The organism is Patescibacteria group bacterium (assembly GCA_004297735.1).
Taxonomy (GTDB): Bacteria; Patescibacteriota; Saccharimonadia; order UBA4664; family SCTI01; genus SCTI01.
On record SCTI01000001.1, the window covers coordinates 252,748 to 273,427 of the forward strand.

Consider the following 20,680-nt stretch of genomic DNA (forward strand, 5'->3'; position numbering starts at 1 on the left):
TAACCTTTATGAGTTTTTGGCAACAGTTACCCCGACCATTTTTTATACTAGCCCCCATGGACGATGTTACCGACACCGTGTTTCGCGAGGTGGTAGCCCGTACCGGCGCGCCCGACCTTGCCATGACCGAATTTGCCAGCACCGATGGCTTTGTTCACCCCAAGGGTCGAGACAGCGTTGAGCGACGGCTACAGGTAAACCCTAGCGAAAAACAAGCTGGCGTGCCTTTGGTGGCACAAATCTGGGGCGGTACGCCCGACCACTACTACCAGACCGCCAAGGAGCTGGCGAGTCGCGGCGATTTTGTGGGCATCGATATTAATATGGGCTGCCCCGAAAAGGGGATTGTACGGCGGGGCTGTTGCGGTGGGCTGATTGAGCGCCCCGAAGTAGCGGCCGAGATTATTGCTGCTACCAAAGCTGGAGCTGGCAATTTGCCGGTTAGCGTTAAAACCCGAATTGGCTTGCGCACCATCATTACCGAGGAGTGGATTAGCCATTTGCTGCGGCAAAACCTAGCCGCCCTCACCGTTCACGGACGCACCGTTAAAGAAATGAGCAAGGTTCCAGCCCACTGGGACGAGATCGGCAAGGTGGTGGAGCCGCGCGATCAAATCGCTCCTGATACCCTGATTATTGGCAACGGCGATGTGCGCGATCGTGAGCACGGACTGGAATTAATTGATAAGTACAAGCTCGACGGCATCATGCTTGGCCGTGGCATTTTTCATGACATCCAAGCCTTTGGCCAGCAGCCGGTCGAACTAACGCCCAAGCAGCGGATCGACCTACTTAATCGCCATTTTGATCTGTACGATAAAACCTGGGGCCACACCAAGCGGTTTGACCCAATGAAGAAGTTCGCCAAGGTTTACATCAGCGAGTTCCCGGGTGCGGCCGAGCTGCGAGCCAGAGTCATGGAAACCAAATCAATTAGTGAAGCCAAGCAGGTTTTGGCTGATTCGGACATTTAGGTAAATCCTTTGAATTGACGAAACTCGAGTAGTCATATAACATTTCATCATCCTTTCAAGCTACCCCGTGAGGGGAGGTGGACGTACCAATGCGACTGATTGGCCATACGGCTCCTTGGACCGAGATCCGTGGATACGACGGACCGCTTGTCGAATTCCAAAGCGGACCAAACCGACGCGCGAAGAGTCGGCAAGAAGACCCTGGTCTCAAGACCTGGCTAGAGGTCATTCAAGTAGAGGTCATAATCCTCCCTAGACAGCCTTACTACTTCGGCTTTCGACTGTCCTATGGTCCTGATCAAAAGACCATCTATCGATTCGAGAGGCAGCTGAAAGAGCAGTTCATTGCCCCGAGGCTTGGCCCTGAAAGATTGATTGGCGTGATAATGCCGGTCAGCCCGATAGTGTTGCCTTCAAAACTTGAGGCTCATCCGCGCATGGTGCTTCACATTGACGACCACCGCTACCCGAACCTTCTCGTGCCCTAAGAAAGCCCCGCCTTCGAGCGGGGCTGAAGTTATTTTAAGAAAGTGGGCGCGACAAAAGAATTTGTTAATCTTTGGTCTTTATACTCAAGAACGCTTAGCAGCAAACCCAACTAAAGGCGGTGAAGTATGGCTAAGCGTACCTTTTGGCTATCGGCTGCGATATTGATGTGTCTAGGGGGCATCATTAATACCGCAGCAGCAACAGCGACCGAAAAGGTCTACCAGCAGCAATCCGACGGTAACAGCGAGATCTACAGTTGGGAAGGGCAGAACCTAACCAACTCATCCGGCTACGATGGGCAACCGGCCGTCTCTCCAGATGGAACCAAGGTTGCTTTTGTAAGTAACCGGGCGGGCGGGAACCGACTTTTCGTCATGAGCCTGAATGGCGCAGGCGTGCACCAGCTAACTACTCGCGACAGCGGCTATCCGGCTTGGTCTCCGGACGGCAGAAGGCTAGCTTATGCGTCATCTGGCTATCTACACGTGATTGACGCAGATGGCGGCAATGACCATCAGGTTGGCAATAGCTGGAGCGTCAGCCACCCAACCTGGTCAGCCTATGGGCAGATGATTGCTTACGCCTTTTATGCAGGCTCAAACAGCGACATCTACAGCGTGTCGGCAACGGCAGCCAACACCACTCCGGGGCAGCGTTTGACTACCGATGCCAGCTATGACCAGTCACCGTCATGGACTCCGACAGGTAAAATCGTGTTTCAGAGCAATCGCTTTGGGGCAACCGACAACCTGTTTGCTATAAATGAAGACGGCAGCGCCGTTAGTCAGATAACCCAAAACACAGCTGGGACGGCAGCAATACTGCCGACGATTGGGCGTAACGGTCTGATCTACTTCCTAAGTAACCAACGAGTGGGTGAAGAGGCGGTTGGCTACCGAATGAATGTTATTAGCTTGATGGGCAACGATACACTCCGGCTATCCAATACGCCGGTTGAGTTTATTGGCGTCCAAAGTGCTAACAGCCCTTTCGGTAACGACGTTAGCTATGCGGCTCTAGGAGACTCAGTTGCCAGCGGTGAGGGCGCCAATGAGGGCTGGCTATGGCGAGATGGTCTCTGGAGCGGTGGCGGAGAGTCTAGCTGGGAGAGTGATCCACTTAGCTCCGACCAACAGCACTGCCATCAGTCTCAATGGTCGTATAAGTACACTGTTAGGGCGACACGGGGTGTTGGCGGTGCTAACTTTGGTGACTACAGCTGCAGTGGCGCCTCAGTCAACAATGGCCTACTTCAGCCGCAAACCTTCCGCGACGGCTCCCGCGCCAACTCAAGCCAGGTTGAGGCGATGTTTGGCGACGGTGCTCCAACCGTGATAACTCTAACCATCGGAGCTAACGATGTTGGCTTTAGCGACTTTTTAGCCAAATGCTACAAGCCGCTGGCTAGTCGATGCGATAGCTTCAAGAACAGCCTGGAGCAGTTACTGCGATTGCGATTGCAGCGCCAAGCGCTTGAAAGCGCGGTTAGCAGTCTAATCAGTCGCGGAAGAGTAGCTGGCGTTGTACCTCACATCTACCTTACCGGCTATTTCGATCCCTTTTTGGACAGCCAGCCGGTTTGTTCAGATACGCGGCTGTTTGCTACGGCTAGCCTCACTAGATCAGAAGTGTCATGGCTGAGGCAAGGGCTTCGGCTACTGAATCGCAACATTAAAGCCGTAGCCAACAAGCACCCAGAGGCAATCTACATCGACACTATGACTACAATGTCTGGTCATGGTTTCTGTTCTACCGACCCGTGGGTCTACGGACCCTCAATCCTACTGTTGAGTCCTGGGTCGGGGGCTCCCTACCATCCCACGCCTGCCGGCCAAGCAGCTCTGGCTAGGCGAGTGCTCGAGGGAATGGCGTAGGTTATGACTGGTCCGGCATCGGGGGTGTCGGGCCAGTCAACTAATATGATTTAACCAGAGTTGCAATTAACCAGGTAAAAATAAAGATGCCAAGCGGCATGCCAATATAGATGCCGAGGGCGACTAAATATCCTGGAATGGGTTTTTTATTTTTACGTTTCACTGAATCACCTTTTAATCAGAAACATCGTAGCAACAATCGCCAAAAAAGTTCTGAGTTGGATTCATTAAGATTTAATTCGCTTTTTGTTCGGTAGGTGCTATAATGAATTAAAGGGATACTCCTAGGTGAAATACATTAATCAGCCACTAGCCTTTATTGATATTGAAGGTTTTGTGACCGATGATAAACGCAAAAGAGTGATTGAGCTTGGCGTGGTGCGAGTTGAAAATAACCGCGTTGTTAAAGAGTATAAACAGCTGGTCGATCCAGGCGTTGCCGTGCCGCCAATTATTACCAATATTACCGGCATCACCGATCGAGATTTAGAGTCGGCTCCAACCTTTAGACAGGTAGGGGATGAGCTACGCGAGCTGCTGGCAGGGGCGCTATTTGTAGCCCACAACGCCAGCTTTGACTACAGCTTTATTAATGGAGAGTACTCGCAGATAGGGGAGGAGTTCGATGCGCCGCGGGTTTGTACCGCTCGCTTAAGCAAGGCTTTGTACCCACAATATTCAAGGCACAATCTGGATGTAGTGGTTGAGCGCCATGACATCCAAGTGCAAAACCGTCACCGCGCCTACGATGACGCGCTGGCGCTATGGGAGTTTTATAAGATCTGCCTGCGCGACTTTGACCTGATTACGCTCGAGGGCGCCGTTGCCAAGCAGCTCCGTACTCAAAATATTATGGCTTAAAACAACTATCCCGCCGGAATCCATTCCAGCGGGATTTACTTCAGGAAGCAAGCTCGAAATCTTCTTCCTCATCGACGTCGGGCGAATCTTCCGTGAAGGCAAGCTCATCGGCGTCAGGCACCGCCCTCGGTCCTCTTTTTGGGGCCACCTTACCGCTCGGGGCGGTAAGCTTTTTGTCCATGGCGTCCTCATGGCCCGGAATGGCGATACCGACCGTAAAACCACCACGGGCCCGGCGAGCGATCTTGCCATCCGAGGCCATGTGACGCAGTAGCGCCACAATCTGGTCGCGGTTGGAATTATCGATGATCTTGCCAACCTTGGCCTCGATACCCCCTCCGCTCACCAGAATGAATCCCTTTGAGCGAAGGTGCTTAATCAGGAGATCTGCCTGACTAGCCTCTCGTTGAACCTCGGAGGCGGGCCTTGAGCGCCGGGAGTCACTGTGGCGACGAGCCGGATTTGGCGCCGGACCACTAGGGTTGCGGGCTGTTGGCGACCCAGAGCCAGCCGTACCGGAGATCGACCTTGTCTCCCAACCGCCTCTTTTATTGAAGTCTCTACTCCGGTCGCCCCTGGGGTTTGCAATCAGATCGCTACCGGCCAGCTCCTGCCAATTGGACGGGGCGCCAACCAGCTCCACCTCTGGTACCTTGGGGTGACTAGAATCACCAAGGTCACAAAGCAGCCGGTTTGCCCACAGCAAGCCCTGCCAAGTCAGCTGAAGCTTGTTTGGTGGCACGCGAACAACAAGTCCGGCGGCTTCAGCCGCTTTTACTAGGGCGGTGGCGGCCGGCCTCTTTTTGCTCAGCTTCTCGGCCAAACCTGAGTAGACGCTGGCGGTCGGCGAAGTATAGACAAAATCTGACTCTTCCGCCAAGACCAGTACCAGTCTGTCCTGCTGCGGTGACTTCCGCGGGGGCATCTCATCTCTCCTCAAAGAACGTCCGTTGTTACGGTTGGTTTGGTTATACTCGGTTTTTGGCGCGATCGCAACTCCATAATTTTCGCTATATATAAATGAATCGCCAGATCGATGTGAATTGAGGTCTTTACACGCTCGGCACATAAAGATAAAGTAGGCCGAGTATGAGCAAGCAACTCGTTATAGTTGAGTCACCGGCAAAAGCCAGCACCATCCAAAAATACCTAGGAAAAGAGTATGAGGTGGCGGCTAGTCTTGGTCATGTCCGCGATCTGCCCAAAAAGGGTATGTCGATCGATATTGAGCATAATTTTAAACCAACCTACGAGGTCAGTGCCGATAAGAAAAAGATAATTACAGCCCTTAAAAAACAGGTTAAAAGCGCCTCATCGGTAATTCTAGCCAGCGACCCCGACCGCGAAGGAGAGGCGATTTCGTGGCACCTCTGCCATGTGCTTGGGCTCGACCCTAAAAAAACCAAGCGAGTGGTGTTTCATGAAATTACTAAGCCGGGTATCGAAGCAGCCATGGCAAAGCCTCGCAGCGTCGATGAGCACCTGGTTGATGCGCAGCAGGCGCGGCGAGTACTAGACCGCTTGGTTGGCTATGAGCTGTCACCGGTTTTATGGAAAAAGGTTAAGCCTGGCTTGAGCGCTGGGCGCGTGCAGTCGGTGGCCGCCCGCCTAATCGTTGAGCGTGAACGCGAGATCGAACAACACCAGGCCAGCAACAGCTTTAAGGTTCAAGGCTTTTTTGATGTGGAGGGTGCCGAACTTAAGGCCGAGCTAAGCCGTAAGTTGGCCGATGCGGCGGAGGCTCATAAGGTGCTAGAAGCGCTGGTTGGCGCCAAGTTTGCGGTTAGCTCGCTCGAAACCAAGCCCGGTAAGCGCACCCCGGCAGCGCCGTTTATTACCTCAACCCTGCAGCAGGAAGCCAGCCGCAAGCTTGGTTTTACACCGCGCCAAACCATGTCGGTGGCGCAAAGACTGTATGAGGCCGGGTTCATTACTTATATGAGAACCGATTCGGTCAATCTGTCGCAAACCGCGCTCGAAGGTGCGGCCGCGACAATTAAGTCTGAGTATGGCGAAAAGTATGCTCAGCGCCGAACCTATAAGACCAAGTCGGCCGGGGCGCAAGAGGCACACGAAGCGATCCGCCCGACCGATTTTGGCCGGTCTCAAGTTGATGGCGAGCGCAATCAGCAGCGGCTGTACGAACTAATTTGGCAGCGCGCAATTGCCAGCCAGATGGCCGATGCGGCGATCGAAAAGACGGTGGCGAGCATTACCCCAGATAAGACCGATGAGCTGTTTACCGCCCAGGCCGAGGCAGTTAGATTTGATGGCTTTTTAAAAGTTTACAGCGAAGGTCGCGATGACGAAGAAGAAGAGTCGTCGTTGCTGCCACCGCTTAATAAAGGCCAGATTTTACCGCTGGTTCAAATAGTTGCCCGCCAGCAGTTTAGTCGACCCAAGGCTCGCTATACCGAGGCCAGTCTGGTGCGAAAGTTAGAAGAGATGGAGATTGGACGACCTTCAACTTACGCCCCGACCATCTCGACAATTCAAGATCGTGGCTACGTCATGAAGGCTGACATTGAACCAAAGGAGCGCCAAATTGCCCAGGTGATTCTTAAAGATGATGCGGTAACCGAGCAAGAGGTAACCGAAAACTACGGTGGCGACCGCAACAAGCTTATACCAACCCCGGTAGGAGACCTGGTAACCGACTTTTTAATTAAGTTCTTCCCCAAGATTGTTGATTACGACTTTACCGCCAAGGTTGAGGGGGAGTTCGACCAGATTGAAGCTGGCAGCAAGCAGTGGCAAAAGATGATTGCCGACTTTTACCGACCGTTCCACGATACGGTTGAGGCGGCCGAACAGGTATCGCGCCAAGAGGCCAGTCAGGCTCGTCTAATTGGCACTCACCCCAAGACCAATCGACCAATCTACGCCCGACTGGGTAAGTACGGCCCCATGCTACAAATGGGCGAGGCCGAAGACGAGACCAAGCCGGTGTTCGCTCCTATTCCGGAGGGCACCAAGCTGGGCGACATTACCATGGAGCAGGCACTTAAGCTCTATAGTCTGCCGCGGCTGGTCGGCCAAACCGAGGAAGGGGAGGACATTATGGCCAACTTTGGCCCATTTGGTCCTTACGTTAAAGCTGGCACCACCAGCGCCTCAATCCGACCCGACAGCCCGTTTGAGGTTGAGCTTGACCGCGCCCGTGAGCTAATTAAAGAAAAGCGGGTCGCGGCCGCCAACCGCATTATTGCCGAGTTTGACGATGGTAAAATCCAGGTCCTTAACGGGCGCTTTGGCCCCTATATTAGCGACGGCAAAAAGAACGCCAAGATACCCAAAGACACCGATCCTAAATCAATAACGCGAGATCAAGCAGCCGAGCTGTTGGCCTCGGCACCGGTACGTAAGGCAAGACGCCGAGTTCGCAAGAGTTAGTTGAGTCTAAATTTGCTCTTGTAAAAGCGCACAATTTCTCATATTATTTTAATAGAAGGTTATCTGGGAACTCCGCTGCATTAGCAGCGGGTTTTTCGGCTTGATGAAAAGCATAACCGCTATTATTAACCAGGCAGCGAGGGCCGGTATGGCAAAATCAGGAAAGCTAGATCATGGAGCACGGCGCAGCGATGCGCGGGCTGTGCTACATGATAGCTGGCACCTGTTTGCCTTACCGTTTATACATGGGATTACCGGCCGCGCGGCGCGACGTACCGTCGCAATACTGCTACTGCTCGGAGTAATCAGCTCTGGCATTGGCTTGGGCGTAGCGGCTAAGTCAACTTTAGACCAGTACCAAGCGACCCTAAGCAACCCAACGGTAATTCTTAACACTAAAAACACCGGAACCACCATCACCGATCGAAACGGCGAGGTTTTATTTAGAGGCTATGGAGCGATTGAGCGTCACAACATCGGACTGCAGCAGATGCCAAAGCCGCTAATCGATGCCACACTGGCGACCGAAGATCCCGAGTTTTATTCACACCATGGCTTTTCAATAAAGGGCATGGCGCGGGCGGCTTACCATGACATTCGCCACACCGCCAAGGGCCAGGGCGGTTCAACCATCACCCAGCAACTGGTCAAAAACACCCTGCTGACCAACGAAAAATCGTTTGATCGCAAGTTTAAAGAGGTGGTACTGTCTATTGCCATGGAGCGACACTACAGCAAGGATGAGATTTTGCAGATGTACCTCAACACCATTTATTACGGACAGGGTTCGTATGGGGTTGAGGCGGCGTCTAGCAACTACTTTCGCAAACCGGTTAACCAGCTCAGCCTGTCCGAAAGCGCGATGCTAGCCGGATTACCACAAAGCCCCAGCCTGTACGACCCGACCATCAATAAAGAGGGGGCGATGGAGCGGCGCAACTATGTACTGAGTCGCATGTCGGAGCTTGGTTACGTCAATAGCGATCAGCTAGCGGTTGCTAAAAAAGAGAATATCACCACCTACCCGCGAGAGATTACGGTCAAGGCACCGCACTTTGTTTTTTGGGTGCTTGACCAACTGCGCGAAAAATACGGACAGGAGACGCTGGAGCGCGGCGGCATCACCGTTAAAACCAGTCTCGACTATCAAAAGCAGGTTCAGGCTGAGCGAATCGTCAGCGAACAGGTTGCCAAGCTACACAGCCATAATGCCAGTAACGGCGGGCTGGTATCGCTCGACCCAACCACCGGCGAGGTGATCAGCATGGTTGGTAGCATCGACTACTACAATCAGGACTACGGCAGCGTTAACACCACTCTGGCGCAGCTGCAGCCAGGATCTAGCTTTAAGCCGATTGCATATGCGGCAGCCTTTGCTAAGGGCTGGAATGGCGCCACCAGGGTTAATGATGTGCCGATGCGGGTAGCCCAAGATAATGGCCAGGTGTATGAGCCCAAAAACTACGATGGCAAGTTCCGCGGGCCGGTGCTGTTACGGCGGGCGCTGGCTAATTCGCTCAACATTCCGGCGATCGAGGTGCTCAAGCACGCCCAAATCGATAGCACCATTACCTTGGCGCACTCTCTCGGTGTTGAAGCGCCTAGTTTAACCGACCAAAATCGTTACGGGCTGAGCCTGGTACTGGGTGGGGCAGAGGTACGACCACTCGACATGGCGGCGGTGTACGCTAGCTTTGCCAACCAAGGCCTGCACGTTGAGCCGCAAGCGGTGATGTCGGTAAACGACCGCTTTGGCAGCAACATCACCAAGGCCGACACCACTCCAAAGACTCAAGCGGTGGATCCGCGAATTGCCTATATGGTAACCAACATTCTGAGCGACAACGAGGCTCGTAAGGAGGAGTTTGGACCAAACTCACCGCTCAAGCTAAGTCGGCCAGCCGCCGCTAAAACCGGTACCACCAACGATTTTCGCGACAACTGGACGGTTGGCTACACCCCAAACTTGGTCACCGCAGTGTGGGTCGGCAACAACGATCACTCGGCCATGAACAATGTTAGCGGTATCGATGGTGCTGCCCCAATCTGGCATGAGTATATGGAAATGGCGTCGTTAAACACCCCGGTTAAAGACTTTGCCGTACCAACCGGCGTGGTTTTTGCTAAGGTTTGTGCCGCCGATGGGGGATTAGCCAGCCCCAACGACCCAAATGCGATTACCGAAGTGTTTTTAGCTGAGGCCCAACAAACCAAGCCTTGTGGTTCGGCCGGGGCCGTCGAGGGTAACCCGACACCGGTACTGCAGGCGACTGCTAGCGCCCCGGCCAGCAAGCCAAGCGCCCCAGCGCCAACACCCGCTCCTGCCACTCCTCAACTGGCCACCACTCCTCGCCAACCGGAAGAGCCGGGTCGCGGTGGAGGCGGCGGCACCACAACTCCCGGGACCGGCGGCGGAACCGACCCTGGAGCAGGGGGTGGCTCGGGATCAACTCCTCCGGGTGGTGGCGGCTAGTTTAAGTTAAATTTTTGTTATTGGTTTGGCATTGACACCGCAAATCACATATTTTATAATTTGTTAAGATAGTGAGGATAAAAACGTCTTCACCTGACCCTAATACCAGGTTAATTAACCCTTTATTAATGCCAAAAACACTTTTACCAACCGATTTTGATTACCGCGCCCTAGCCGAGGCGATTTTAGCCGAGCTCAAAAGCGACCGCGACCGCCAGATTGTGGCGCAACGCTACAGCTTGGGTCTTGATAAACGCCAAACGCTTGAGGCAATTGGTAGTGACTTTGGTATTACTAGGGAACGAGTGCGCCAGATCGAAAAAAGCGCCACCGCTAAGCTGCGCCAAAGTAGCTCCGCCGAGTTAAAGCAGATTGACGATGTTTTGCGCAATCACGTACACGGCCAGGGCCACATTGCCTTGCTAGATGAGGTGGCCGCCGCGGTTGGCGCCAACACTCCAGCCGAACGCGCCTATATTAGCTTTTTGGCGTCGTTGGCCCCATCGATTGAGCTGGTTGACGAAAACGACCACTACTTTGCCACGCTGGCGCTACTGCCCGACTACCACAAACGCCGACTAACCACTCTAACCGACCAAATGGTTAAGCACCTCCACCAGCAAGGTAAACCTTTGCCAATCGACGCCATTCAAGCCAAGGTGTCACCAGAGACCCCACCCCAGACTCTGCATAATCTGGCACGGGCAACTAAAAAAATGTCACACCTTGATGGCTACTGGGGATTGAGCCACTGGCCTCAGGTTAACCCCCGCTCAATTCGCGATAAGACCTACCTGGTACTTGGCAAGCACGGCCAGCCGCTGCACTTTACCGATATTGCCAGCCAGATCGCTGAACTAGGGGAGCGCAAGCGAGATGTCACCGTCCAGGCGGTGCACAACGAGCTAATTAAAGATCCTCGTTTTGTTCTAGTTGGGCGGGGAATTTACGCCTTAGCGGAATGGGGTTATACGCCCGGCACCGTCGCCGATATTATTAGCGACATCCTCAAGCAGGAATCGCCACTACACAAGGATGAGATTGTTAAGCGAGTTCTGGCCAAGCGCAAGGTCAAAAGCACCACTATCGTGCTGAACCTGCAAGAGAAAGATCAATTTGTACGGGTGTCGAAAGCCACCTACGCGTTGAGGTAGGGGGCGGCCTTGGAGGGTATACTCGCCTCAATCATTCAGCTGTTTGGTATTGTCATGTTCAAGCTGTATGGCTGGGTGGTGGTGGTTGCTATTTTGGGGTACCTTATCTGGCAAAATCGCCGCCGAGAGCAGTGGGTGGCTCAAACCGAGCACATCCTGCTCCAAATTGAGGTACCAAGAGACAACGACAAGAAAGAGCTGTCGGCCGAGCAGCTCTTTGCCAGCCTGCATGGGATTTTACGTCCCAAGTCGGAACTGTTAAAAGAAGGAGCCCTGCAGGAGCATATTGGGCTCGAAATTGCCGCTAAAGACAACCGGATTTGTTTTTACATCTGGGCTCCACGACACTTAAAAGATTTTATTGAGGGGCAGGTTTATGCTCAGTACCCCAGCGTCAGCATTGTCGAGGGGGTAGAGGACTACGCTCGTACCGAGGTTGGTAACCGCACCGCTTACACCATCGAACTCAAGCTTAACGGCAACGAAGCAATGCCGATTCGGACCTTTGAATCGTTTGAAGTCGATCCACTAGCCGGCATTACCGCAGTGCTGTCCAAGCTTGACCATGCCGGCGAAGAGATGTGGATTCAAGTATTGGCTCGGCCAATTGAGGACGACTGGAAGGATAAGAGTAAGGCGTATGCCGATGAGGTTAAGAGCGGCAAGCCCAAGCCCTTTAGCAGCGAGCTGAGCAAGCAGCTAATTGAAGTGCCGGCCTACGTTATCACTCACTTTTTTAGCGCCTTGTTTGCACCGCCCGAAGCCCCTAAGAAAGATGACAAAAAGGGCAAGGATGATGAGGTGCCAACCGGTAAGAAGGCAATCATTAAGGCGGTAGAGGAAAAGGCTACCAAGCTTGGCTACCAGGTTAAGATCCGTACCACTTACCTGGGGAGCGACTCCACTTTGGCTCGCAGCCGTATGCAGGCGCTGATGGGTGGCTTTAAACAGTTCAACACGCTCAACCTAAACGGCTTTAAGTCCGGATCGACGCAAGAAGGGGAGGATGGTCTGGCTGAGTATCGCGCTCGCTTGTTTGCCGACGATGGCTACACTCTTAATATTGAAGAACTTGCCAGTTTGTACCACCTTCCACACGAAAGCGTGGAAACACCCAACATGGCCTGGACCACCGTTAAAACCAGTGAGCCGCCGGCTAACCTGCCAACCGCTGACGCCACCCAGTCGGCCGATATCAGCCTGTTTGCTCAAACCAATTTCCGCGGCGCCAAGCGCAAGTTTGGTATTAAGCGCAAAGATAGGGGAAGGCACCTGTACATTATTGGTCAAACCGGTACCGGTAAGTCCAAGCTGCTCAACCTGCTAACACTATCCGATATTTACCATGATCAGGGTTTTGCCATTGTTGACCCGCACGGCGACTTCGCTACCGATATGCTGCAGTTTATTCCGGAGCACCGGCTGCAGGATGTGATCTACTTCAACCCGACCGACCGCGACTACCCAATTGCCTTCAACCCACTCGAAGTTAGCGATCCGATGATGAAGAACAATATTTCGTCCGAAATGATTGGCGTACTCAAGCGAATGTTTGATAGCTGGGGGCCCAGGTTAGAGTACATCTTGCGCTACACCATACTGGCGCTGCTGGACTATCCAGATTCAACCCTGCTTGGCATTACCCGCATGCTGACCGAAAAAGAGTTCCGTAAAAAGGTGATTCGCGAGATCCAAGACCCGGTGGTTAAAAACTTCTGGGTGAACGAGTTCGCCAGCTGGAACGACAAGTTTGCCAACGAGGCGGTCGCACCGGTACTCAACAAGGTGGGTGCTTTTACCGCCAACCCGTTGATCCGTAATATTATTGGTCAGCCAAAGTCGGGCATGGACCTGCGCAAGATCATGGACGAAGGCAAGATTTTAATTGTAAACCTAAGCCGTGGTCAGATTGGTGAGGATAACGCCGCCATTTTGGGTGCCATGATGGTTACTAAGATTCAGCTAGCCGCCATGGGTCGCGCTAACGTGTCGTTGGCTGAGCGCCGTCCATTTTACCTGTACGTCGATGAGTTCCAGAACTTTGCCACCGACAGCTTTGCGGTTATTTTAAGTGAGGCCCGTAAGTACGGGTTGAATCTAACCGTTGCCAACCAGTACGTTTCGCAGATGCCACCAACGGTGCGCGATGCGGTGTTTGGTAACGTTGGCTCGATGGTAAGCTTTAGAGTCGGACCAGAAGACAGCAACATTTTAGCCAAAAACTTTGAGCCAATGTTTGAGGCTGCCGATCTGGTCAAGCTGCACAACCAACACATTGTAATTAGCATGAGTATCGATGGCGAAAAGGCGGTTCCATTTTCGGCTACCACCTTGCGTTTCCCGGATCCAGAGCAAGACATTACTCAACGTATCGTTGATTTAACCAGATCGCGCTACGCCTCGCATCGAACCGAGGTAGAGAAGCAGATTGAAGAATGGAGCGGTGTTTCGATCGACAAGCCAGGTGATGCTCAAAGCACTCCCGAACCTGAACAAAAACCGAACAAAGAAAACGGCTTTTTGGGTGGGTTAAAAAACCCGAATCCGCCAGCTCGTAGCAACCCAAATCGTCCCGGACAATCCAGAACCGGGGATGGGCGAAGACGGGATGACGGCGGAAATCGGCGGCCAGGAGGCGGCAATCGAGGCGGCAGCGGCGGCTCGGGTTCAGCCGGTTCAAAGCAGCGGGGACAGGGTCATCACAGCTCAGGTAGCCGGCGGGAGCCGGCTGGAGTTGCCAACGTACGCCATGCAAACTTGCACGAGCAAGCCGGCGGCGATCACAGCGATTCAGAACAACACACGCGGGCTAGTTAAGTCTAAGCCCGAGCGGGTGGCAGTGTTTAGTAGAAGTTAAACGTAGTGCTGAGTCAGACAATAAGGCTGAGTGGGGCGTGCGGTTGGAGGTATTATGAAATTATGAGACTGTGTCGCACAATGTATATTTTGCGTAGTAGCCATATTAGATTCATTCCGGTATGAGTGGACCTTTATATTATGCCTTGGTAGAGCCAAATACTCTGTAAATGCCGAGATTGGCAATAACGGTTATGGCAAATTGAGTTTAATATTGCACAACGTGGCGTGGCCAACTTCCTCCGGAGGTAGGGAGTGTTTGTATTAAAAGTGCTGGCAAATAAAGTAAAATTAGTATTAAACCAAGCCTTACACCTGTTATAGGCCTTAACATTATTTACAACACCCGCTATAAACCCGCTTATGCTGTGTCTACCATAGTTCTAATACTGTTTGACATTATCTTTTTTGATTTTATCGCCCTACTCTTCTCTACTCCCTATTTTATGGCGTTTGTACGCTTAAAAAATTTCTTTATCTGCCGGCGCTTTAAGCTAATATGCTCAACCATACAAAAACCGAACAGAGGAGAGGGCGAGAAGAGAAGAGCCAGACTACTCTACTTGTAGTAAGCCTTGTTCTTAATACGCAGGTCGATATACTCTTTGGGGACCTTCTTGGAGCGCTCCAGCTCCTTAAGTACCACCTGCAAATCGGTAATCTCCCCGGCAACTGGACGAGTGGTATCAAACTTGATGGTGTAGCCCTTGTCGGTTTTAACCATTAGCTCACTAGTAGTTTCGGGAACGGTCATGGCGACCACCCCTACCCCACTAGCGGGTAGTTGAGCCGCCAACTGGGCGGCAAAACCTACAAAGCTGGCTGGAACCACCCGCTTCCCCTCCTCTACCGGCAAGCTAGACCCATCGGTGATCGTCGGTAGCGACTCATATGCACCCTGGCTGGGGCCAATTACGGTGCCATCGCTATCAAGCAAATAAAGACTGTTACCAGAGCGCCAGTTTAGGGTCGGCTGCCTCTCGGTTATCGAAACATTAAGGGTGTGATTATTGACTCGGTGAACCGTGGCGCTTTTTATAGCCGGCTCTTTGTCCTGAAGATAGCTGGCTAGGCCACCGGTTTGCACCAAAAGTATGTTACGGCCGAACCACTGTTGCTTTATCCCCTCTTCGGTTAGCTGCTGAACGTGCAGCGTATTCAAGTTCTTGGTACCCTCAACCTTAATCGATTCGACCTTGGTTAGATTTGCCACCACGACCAGTAGCCCTATAGCTACCAAGCCAACCAATAGCCACACCAGCCAGCCAATCCTAATAACCGGTAGGCGCAGAGTCGGTAAAGACAAGCTTGGCAGACCGATACCAGGTTGGCTATTTGAGCGGCGATTAGGTCGAACCGGAACTCGCCCGTAGCTAGAAGAACGGGTGTAACGCGGCCGCGTGCCGGCCCGGCGAACGTGTCGACTGGGGCGCATTAACCGGCTACCTCGCTTAGGGCGCGCGCAATACGTTCGGCGGCGTCAGGAGTATTAAAGGTGGCCAGCTTATCCGCTAAATCCTGCAAGTGTTTAGGCTTATCAAAAAGAGCCGCCACCGTCTTGAGCAGCTTATCGCCGGACAAGCCCTCCTCGCTGAGCAGTTCAACCGCGCCTGCCCGGTCTAACCGTTTGGCATTTACCACTTGGTGGGCGGCCATTTGACTGTTAGGAATGAGTAGTACCGGCTTACGCAAGGCCGCCAACTCAGCAATGGTGTTGGCGCCGGCGCGACTAATTACCAGATCGCTAGCGGCGTACAGGTTGGCTAGGGTTGGTGCATCGACAAAGCCAAAAGCATGGTAGCGCCCGGTCGGGATCTTAAGCTCTCGCGCGCGAGACTCGGCCTCTGCCTGGTGGTGTTGACCGGTGACGTGAATAACGCGGTAGCGCTGAGTCAGCTCGCTGAGGCCTTCTAGGATAGCTCGGTTAATCAGCAGCGCACCCTGGCTGCCCCCTACGACTAGCAACACTGGATCGGCTTTGGCCTTGGCCTTACCAAAAGCCAACTCCAAGCCCTTTTGAGAGTCTCCGCTCAGTATCTCTTGGCGGACTGGGTTACCGGTAAAAAGCAGCCGGTCCCCCAGCTGGTCGCCGTATAACTCAACCGGGAAGCCCACCGCCATCACCTTAGCCCACTTGCTCACCATTTTACTGCCGATACCAGGACTGACATCGGATTCATGGGCAACCACCGGAATTCTAAGAATTTTAGCCGCCACCGCTACCGGCAGCGCCACAAAACCACCTTTTGCAAACACCACATCTGGACGGAATCGACGTAGAATGCGCAGACTCTGCGCGACACCAGCGGTCGTTAAGCCAACATCACGAACATTTAGCGCGGTGGCTGGGAGGTCGGCCAGGTTCTGAGCCAGGCTCCTGCCTGGGTTGCGGCGATACTTACCGGCTGAAATACCCGCAAACCGCAAGCCAGCCTGGCGCGCCATGCGCCCCTCAATACCGTGGCGCTGGCCGACATACAGGATATCGACTTGGCTATCGTGCTGGACGAGGGCGTCGACGACCGCTAAGACCGGCGATATATGACCGGCTGTCCCCCCGCCGGCTACTACGATCCGCATTGGCTGCTCCTTCATAAACCGTATACTTAGAAATATTAAACAGAATTCCAACCGCTACCATCATCATCACCAAGCTTGACCCGCCGTAGCTGATAAACGGCAATGGAATACCGGTTAACGGCACCAGCGACAGCATGGCGGCGATGTTAATAAGGGTTTGAAAGAAAATTAACAAGGTGATGCCGGTCGCAACCAGGCGGCTAAAAGTATCAGGGGCGTAGCGAGCAATCTGAAGCCCGCGGTATATTAACAGGCCGAACACCGCCCCAATAACCAAGCCGCCAATTAAGCCAAACTGCTCACCAATAATCGCAAAAATTGAGTCGTTTGAGGCCTCGGGTAGATAACCGTATACCTGCACGCTTTTGCCAAGGCCCAGACCAAAGATGCCACCGCTTCCAATCGCAATTAAGGCCTGGCTAATGTGGTAGCCCGCCCCATCGGCGTCTTTGGCCGGATTTAAAAAGGTCAAAAAGCGCTCCATGCGATGCGGGAACGACACGATGGCCAGCCAGCCGATAGTGATGCCGGTTGCGAGCAAAAAAGCCAGGTGACGTAAAGTAATCCCCGCCACGTAAAACATACCGAGCGAGGCGAAGGCCAGCACCATCATCGTACCCATGTCACGCTGCAGCACCATAATCGCCAAGCTGGCCAAGCCAATCATGACCATAAACGGGAAAACGCCATCCCAAAAGCTCTTGAGCTCCTCCTGGCGGCGCTCAAACCAAGCCGCCAGGTATATAACCATCGAGATTTTGAGCAGTTCCGCCGGCTGAAACGAAAATGGTCCAAGATCAAGCCATCTGGTGGCGCCGTTTTTAGCGGTATTAAAACTAGGTATCAACAGCATTAAGGTTGCAATAATGGCCACAATCAGCAACGGAATAGCTACCTGACGCCAACGCTGGTAGTAAAAGTGCATGGCCACAAACAGCGCCACCAGGCCCACCCCAATATTAATCAGCTGGTTACGAAAGTAGTAGCCACTATCAACTCTCCCTAGCAGCTTCTGACTTAATGCCGGGTTAATGTTGTACATCAAAATTAACCCAAAAGCCGCCAACACCAGGGCCGAAATTGCTAAGACGTAGTCACCGCGATGGCCACGCACTTGGTTCATAGCGTCTTGTTCCCGAGTAAGCCAAGGATTAGCCCGACCGCTGCTAAAATCTGGCCAATCACCCAAAAACGCATGGTTACCTTGGTCTCAGGCCAGCCGATCGCCTCAAAGTGATGGTGGATTGGAGCCGATAAAAAGATTTTCTTTTTGCGAATTTTTTTAGACAAAATTTGAATAGCGCTAGAGCCGCCCTCAATCACAAACACGCCACCAATAATCGGTAGAATAAAAATCGCGTTGGTGAGAGCTGCCACAACTCCGAGCGTCGTACCCAGTGCAAACGAACCCGAGTCTCCCATAAAAAAGCGGGCCGGGAAAATATTAAACCAAGTGTAGGTCAACATTACCCCTACAACCGTGGCGCAAAACCCAGCGATTCCGTAACTGCCCTGGAAGTAAGCGATGATGGCGTAGGCACCAAAAGCGGTCGACAGCAACCCTCCCGACAAGCCATCGAGACCATCGGTAATGTTGACCGCGTTGGCGGTGGCCACAATCACAAAGGCCAGTAAAGGCACGTACAACCAGGCGATATCAAAGTCACCTACTCCTGGAACGTGAATCAAGTTATAGCCCAAAACATAGTAAAAGTAGAGCGCCGCCATGATCGCAACCGCTAAGATTAAGCTAAACTTAATCTTGCTGCGCAAACCGGCCACCCCGGTGCCACTACCGCGAATATTGATCCAGTCATCAAGGAGGCCAACCGCACCAGCTGCTACTAAGACAGCAAGAGGCAGATAGGTTTGGTTACGGTCCAGGTTGAACACCACCGTTACCAGGGCGATTGCAGCTATAATTACCAGCCCACCCATGGTTGGAATGTGACGTTTATGCTTGGCGGCGTGCAGTTTGTAAAATATTGGGGCTTTTTCGCCAGTAGTGGTGGTGTCGCGGACCTGCTTCCACCACTTGTACTTATAAGCCACCCGGGTATAGATGGGAGTTAACAGCATTGAGACCACAAAACCGGCTAACGCCACGGTGGCGATACGGGTGATCGAAATTACTTCGGCATGGTTCAGAAAATCGAGTGACATGTGCTTCCTACTTTATCATATTTACAGATTACAATCACGGTTATGCCCTAACTTGATGGCGGCACTTTATAGTACTGCAGCAGCCAGCGCGTTAGGTTACTAAACACCGGTACGGTTGTCTTTTCGGCAAACCCCGGCACCCGGGGGTGGTTGATCCTGACCATGACCACAAACTGAGGGTCTTCGGCGGGGGCAAAGCCAGTAAAGGTACCAATGTTAACATCTGGGAGGTACCCCGCCCCCTTTGGGTTTGGAACCTGGGCCGTACCGGTCTTACCGGCGATTCGATAGCCTGGAGTTTTAGCTAAATAACCCGAACCGTGCTCAACCACCACTTCGAGCATCTTGGTGAGGTTTTCGGCCGCCGGATCAGAGATAACATCTTTCTTAACTACCTTGGGTTTGGTTTTTTCGGTTGAGCCGTCGGGGCGTTGTCGCTCTGCCACCAAGTAAGGTTGGTAGTAAGTACCTCGATTAGCAATTGCGCTCATGGCGGCGGCCATTTGAACCATGGTGATTGATTCACCCTGACCAAAGCTCATGTTGGCGTAGTTAACATCGTTGCTGCTAGGCGGGTTGATGACGCCCTTGGCCTCACCGGCCTGCTCTACCCCGGTGCGTTTACCAAACTGAAACCGGTCGGTAATGTAGCTATGAAACAACTGCTTAGCTGCCGGGGTCATGGCTGCCGCGTTACCACCCAGACTTTGCAGCACAAAGATTACCCCGGTATTAAGCGAATCGCGTAGCACCACCGTCATATTGGTGTTTGGGCCACCCTTATGACCGTCTGCATTACATATTTCGTACTTATCCATCTTGACGCAGCCAGGGTCGCTGTAGGTAGTCTCCGGGGTCACCTTGCCGCTGTCCAGGCCCGCCGCCATGGTAAAGGTCTTAAAGCCGGAACCTGGCTCAAAAGCGTTGGTGACGACCTGGTTCTGAAAACGCTGGTAATCGCTGGTTTTGGTGTACTCGTTAGGGTCATAGGTCGGAAAGTTAGCCATCGCTTTAATTGCACCGGTTTTAGGGTCCATCACGATTACACTTCCAGAATCGGCTCGCACCGCCTCAACCCCGTCTTGAATATAGCGTTCGGCTTGAGCCTGAATACTGCGGTCCACGGTTAAGGTAATGTTGGTGCCATTTTCAGGAGCCCGACTCAAGTTGTCGCTGGTCGCGATTGGGACGCCGGCGGTGTCGGTTTTAGCGTTTAGCAGCCCGGGTTTACCGCGCAGCTCAGCGTCTAAATAACCCTCGATGCCGTACTGACCCTTGCCCTCGCCATTAACAAAACCAAGCAGTTGGCTAGCTAAGGTGCCTTCGGGATAGGTGCGGTAGCTTTGGCTGACTAAGCCAATGCCTAGCAACTTTTGTTGCTTAATCTTAGCGGCAAGCTCTTCGGTAACTCGAGTTTTAAGGACTGCATACTCCTTGCCCTGCTGCAGAGCTTTAAGGTAATCCTGGGGATTGTCGCCGGTTACCGCGGCCAGTTTGTTGGCGGTACCCGACTTGTCTTTAATTAAGCTGGGGTCGGCATACAGCAGTTTAAGATCTTGGTTAAGAGCGAGTGGAACCTTGGTTTCGCCATCGCGCAGATAGATCTGCCCACGCGGCGCTGGGACCTCATATTTGCGCTGATGCTCGCTGGTTGCTAGTGCGGTGTAATGATCATGGCGAAAGATTTGTAAGTACGCTAAGCGCACACCAACCAGCACCGCCAGTGCTAATAGGACATACTGTAAAATCTGAAAACGCTGGCTGGTAGTAAGCTCTATCAAAACGATCAACCTTAACTGAGATTATTTGGCGTAGCTAACCTGTGACGATGCCACCATTTTTTGAACGGTACCCGACTTTTGA

At 52.8% G+C, this 20,680-nt stretch carries 14 protein-coding genes; 8 read left to right on the forward strand and 6 right to left on the reverse strand.

The window, feature by feature from the left end; translation table 11 throughout:
* Positions 1 to 8: 8 nt before the first annotated feature.
* The 4 genes from EPO04_01545 to EPO04_01560 all read left to right on the forward strand — a co-directional run bounded on the left by EPO04_01545 (position 9) and on the right by EPO04_01560 (position 4,198).
* Entirely contained in the window at positions 9 to 974 is a 966-nt protein-coding gene (locus EPO04_01545; protein TAK89770.1) for a tRNA-dihydrouridine synthase, read from the forward strand.
* An 89-nt stretch (positions 975 to 1,063) separates the two neighbouring features.
* Positions 1,064 to 1,462: a hypothetical protein gene (locus EPO04_01550; GenBank protein ID TAK89771.1), complete on the forward strand. Its 399-nt coding sequence runs from the start codon at positions 1,064 to 1,066 to the stop codon at positions 1,460 to 1,462.
* 126 nt (positions 1,463 to 1,588) lie between these two features.
* Positions 1,589 to 3,337 carry a hypothetical protein gene (locus EPO04_01555; GenBank protein ID TAK89772.1) on the forward strand — a complete coding sequence of 583 codons (1,749 nt, stop codon included), beginning with the start codon at positions 1,589 to 1,591 and terminating at the stop codon, positions 3,335 to 3,337.
* A gap of 288 nt (positions 3,338 to 3,625) precedes the next feature.
* Positions 3,626 to 4,198: a 3'-5' exonuclease gene (locus tag EPO04_01560; GenBank protein ID TAK89773.1), complete on the forward strand. Its 573-nt coding sequence runs from the start codon at positions 3,626 to 3,628 to the stop codon at positions 4,196 to 4,198.
* 40 nt (positions 4,199 to 4,238) lie between these two features.
* Here the strand turns inward: EPO04_01560 and EPO04_01565 are convergent, their stop codons facing one another.
* Positions 4,239 to 5,123 (reverse strand): hypothetical protein, encoded by an 885-nt coding sequence (locus EPO04_01565; protein TAK89774.1) that lies wholly within the window; start codon positions 5,121 to 5,123, stop codon positions 4,239 to 4,241.
* A gap of 164 nt (positions 5,124 to 5,287) precedes the next feature.
* Between EPO04_01565 and topA the strand changes: the two genes are divergently transcribed.
* The 4 genes from topA (at position 5,288) to EPO04_01585 (ending at position 14,035) form a co-directional block, all read left to right on the forward strand.
* The gene (gene topA / locus EPO04_01570; GenBank protein ID TAK89775.1) at positions 5,288 to 7,591 is read left to right on the forward strand and encodes a type I DNA topoisomerase; all 2,304 of its coding nucleotides are present in this window, start codon (positions 5,288 to 5,290) and stop codon (positions 7,589 to 7,591) included.
* 103 nt (positions 7,592 to 7,694) lie between these two features.
* Complete coding sequence (locus EPO04_01575) at positions 7,695 to 10,064, forward strand: PBP1A family penicillin-binding protein (protein ID TAK89776.1); 2,370 nt, start codon at positions 7,695 to 7,697, stop codon at positions 10,062 to 10,064.
* A 128-nt stretch (positions 10,065 to 10,192) separates the two neighbouring features.
* The gene (locus tag EPO04_01580) at positions 10,193 to 11,218 is read left to right on the forward strand and encodes a hypothetical protein (protein TAK89777.1); all 1,026 of its coding nucleotides are present in this window, start codon (positions 10,193 to 10,195) and stop codon (positions 11,216 to 11,218) included.
* 1,119 nt (positions 11,219 to 12,337) lie between these two features.
* Positions 12,338 to 14,035, forward strand: a complete 1,698-nt coding sequence (locus EPO04_01585) for a DUF87 domain-containing protein (GenBank protein ID TAK89792.1) — start codon at positions 12,338 to 12,340, stop codon at positions 14,033 to 14,035.
* 598 nt (positions 14,036 to 14,633) lie between these two features.
* On the opposite strand, the gene EPO04_01590 is transcribed toward EPO04_01585, so the two are convergent.
* From EPO04_01590 to EPO04_01610, 5 genes are read right to left on the reverse strand one after another with little or no spacing between them, the layout of a single operon-like run.
* The gene (locus EPO04_01590; protein TAK89778.1) at positions 14,634 to 15,509 is read right to left on the reverse strand and encodes an FtsQ-type POTRA domain-containing protein; all 876 of its coding nucleotides are present in this window, start codon (positions 15,507 to 15,509) and stop codon (positions 14,634 to 14,636) included.
* A complete protein-coding gene (locus EPO04_01595; protein ID TAK89779.1) occupies positions 15,509 to 16,669 on the reverse strand; it encodes a UDP-N-acetylglucosamine--N-acetylmuramyl-(pentapeptide) pyrophosphoryl-undecaprenol N-acetylglucosamine transferase in 1,161 nt (386 codons plus the stop codon). Before EPO04_01595 ends, EPO04_01590 begins: the two co-directional genes overlap by 1 nt.
* Entirely contained in the window at positions 16,569 to 17,777 is a 1,209-nt protein-coding gene (ftsW, locus tag EPO04_01600; GenBank protein ID TAK89780.1) for a putative lipid II flippase FtsW, read from the reverse strand. The genes EPO04_01595 and ftsW overlap by 101 nt, the downstream gene beginning before the upstream one ends.
* Entirely contained in the window at positions 17,774 to 18,817 is a 1,044-nt protein-coding gene (gene mraY / locus EPO04_01605) for a phospho-N-acetylmuramoyl-pentapeptide-transferase (GenBank protein TAK89781.1), read from the reverse strand. Before mraY ends, ftsW begins: the two co-directional genes overlap by 4 nt.
* A 47-nt stretch (positions 18,818 to 18,864) precedes the next feature.
* On the reverse strand, positions 18,865 to 20,607 hold the full coding sequence (locus EPO04_01610; protein ID TAK89782.1) for a penicillin-binding protein 2: 1,743 nt from the start codon (positions 20,605 to 20,607) through the stop codon (positions 18,865 to 18,867).
* Positions 20,608 to 20,680 lie beyond the last annotated feature (73 nt).

What these genes read in the sequence shown, in the direction of transcription:
- EPO04_01545 (TAK89770.1), top strand. Translation starts at nt 9, where the DNA reads ATGAGTTTTTGGCAACAGTTACCCCGACCATTTTTTATACTAGCCCCC.
- EPO04_01550 (TAK89771.1), top strand. Translation starts at nt 1,064, where the DNA reads ATGCGACTGATTGGCCATACGGCTCCTTGGACCGAGATCCGTGGATAC.
- EPO04_01555 (TAK89772.1), top strand. Translation starts at nt 1,589, where the DNA reads ATGGCTAAGCGTACCTTTTGGCTATCGGCTGCGATATTGATGTGTCTA.
- EPO04_01565 (TAK89774.1), bottom strand. Translation starts at nt 5,123, where the DNA reads ATGCCCCCGCGGAAGTCACCGCAGCAGGACAGACTGGTACTGGTCTTG.
- topA (TAK89775.1), top strand. Translation starts at nt 5,288, where the DNA reads ATGAGCAAGCAACTCGTTATAGTTGAGTCACCGGCAAAAGCCAGCACC.
- EPO04_01575 (TAK89776.1), top strand. Translation starts at nt 7,695, where the DNA reads ATGAAAAGCATAACCGCTATTATTAACCAGGCAGCGAGGGCCGGTATG.
- EPO04_01580 (TAK89777.1), top strand. Translation starts at nt 10,193, where the DNA reads ATGCCAAAAACACTTTTACCAACCGATTTTGATTACCGCGCCCTAGCC.
- EPO04_01585 (TAK89792.1), top strand. Translation starts at nt 12,338, where the DNA reads ATGGCCTGGACCACCGTTAAAACCAGTGAGCCGCCGGCTAACCTGCCA.
- EPO04_01590 (TAK89778.1), bottom strand. Translation starts at nt 15,509, where the DNA reads ATGCGCCCCAGTCGACACGTTCGCCGGGCCGGCACGCGGCCGCGTTAC.
- EPO04_01595 (TAK89779.1), bottom strand. Translation starts at nt 16,669, where the DNA reads ATGAAGGAGCAGCCAATGCGGATCGTAGTAGCCGGCGGGGGGACAGCC.
- ftsW (TAK89780.1), bottom strand. Translation starts at nt 17,777, where the DNA reads ATGAACCAAGTGCGTGGCCATCGCGGTGACTACGTCTTAGCAATTTCG.
- mraY (TAK89781.1), bottom strand. Translation starts at nt 18,817, where the DNA reads ATGTCACTCGATTTTCTGAACCATGCCGAAGTAATTTCGATCACCCGT.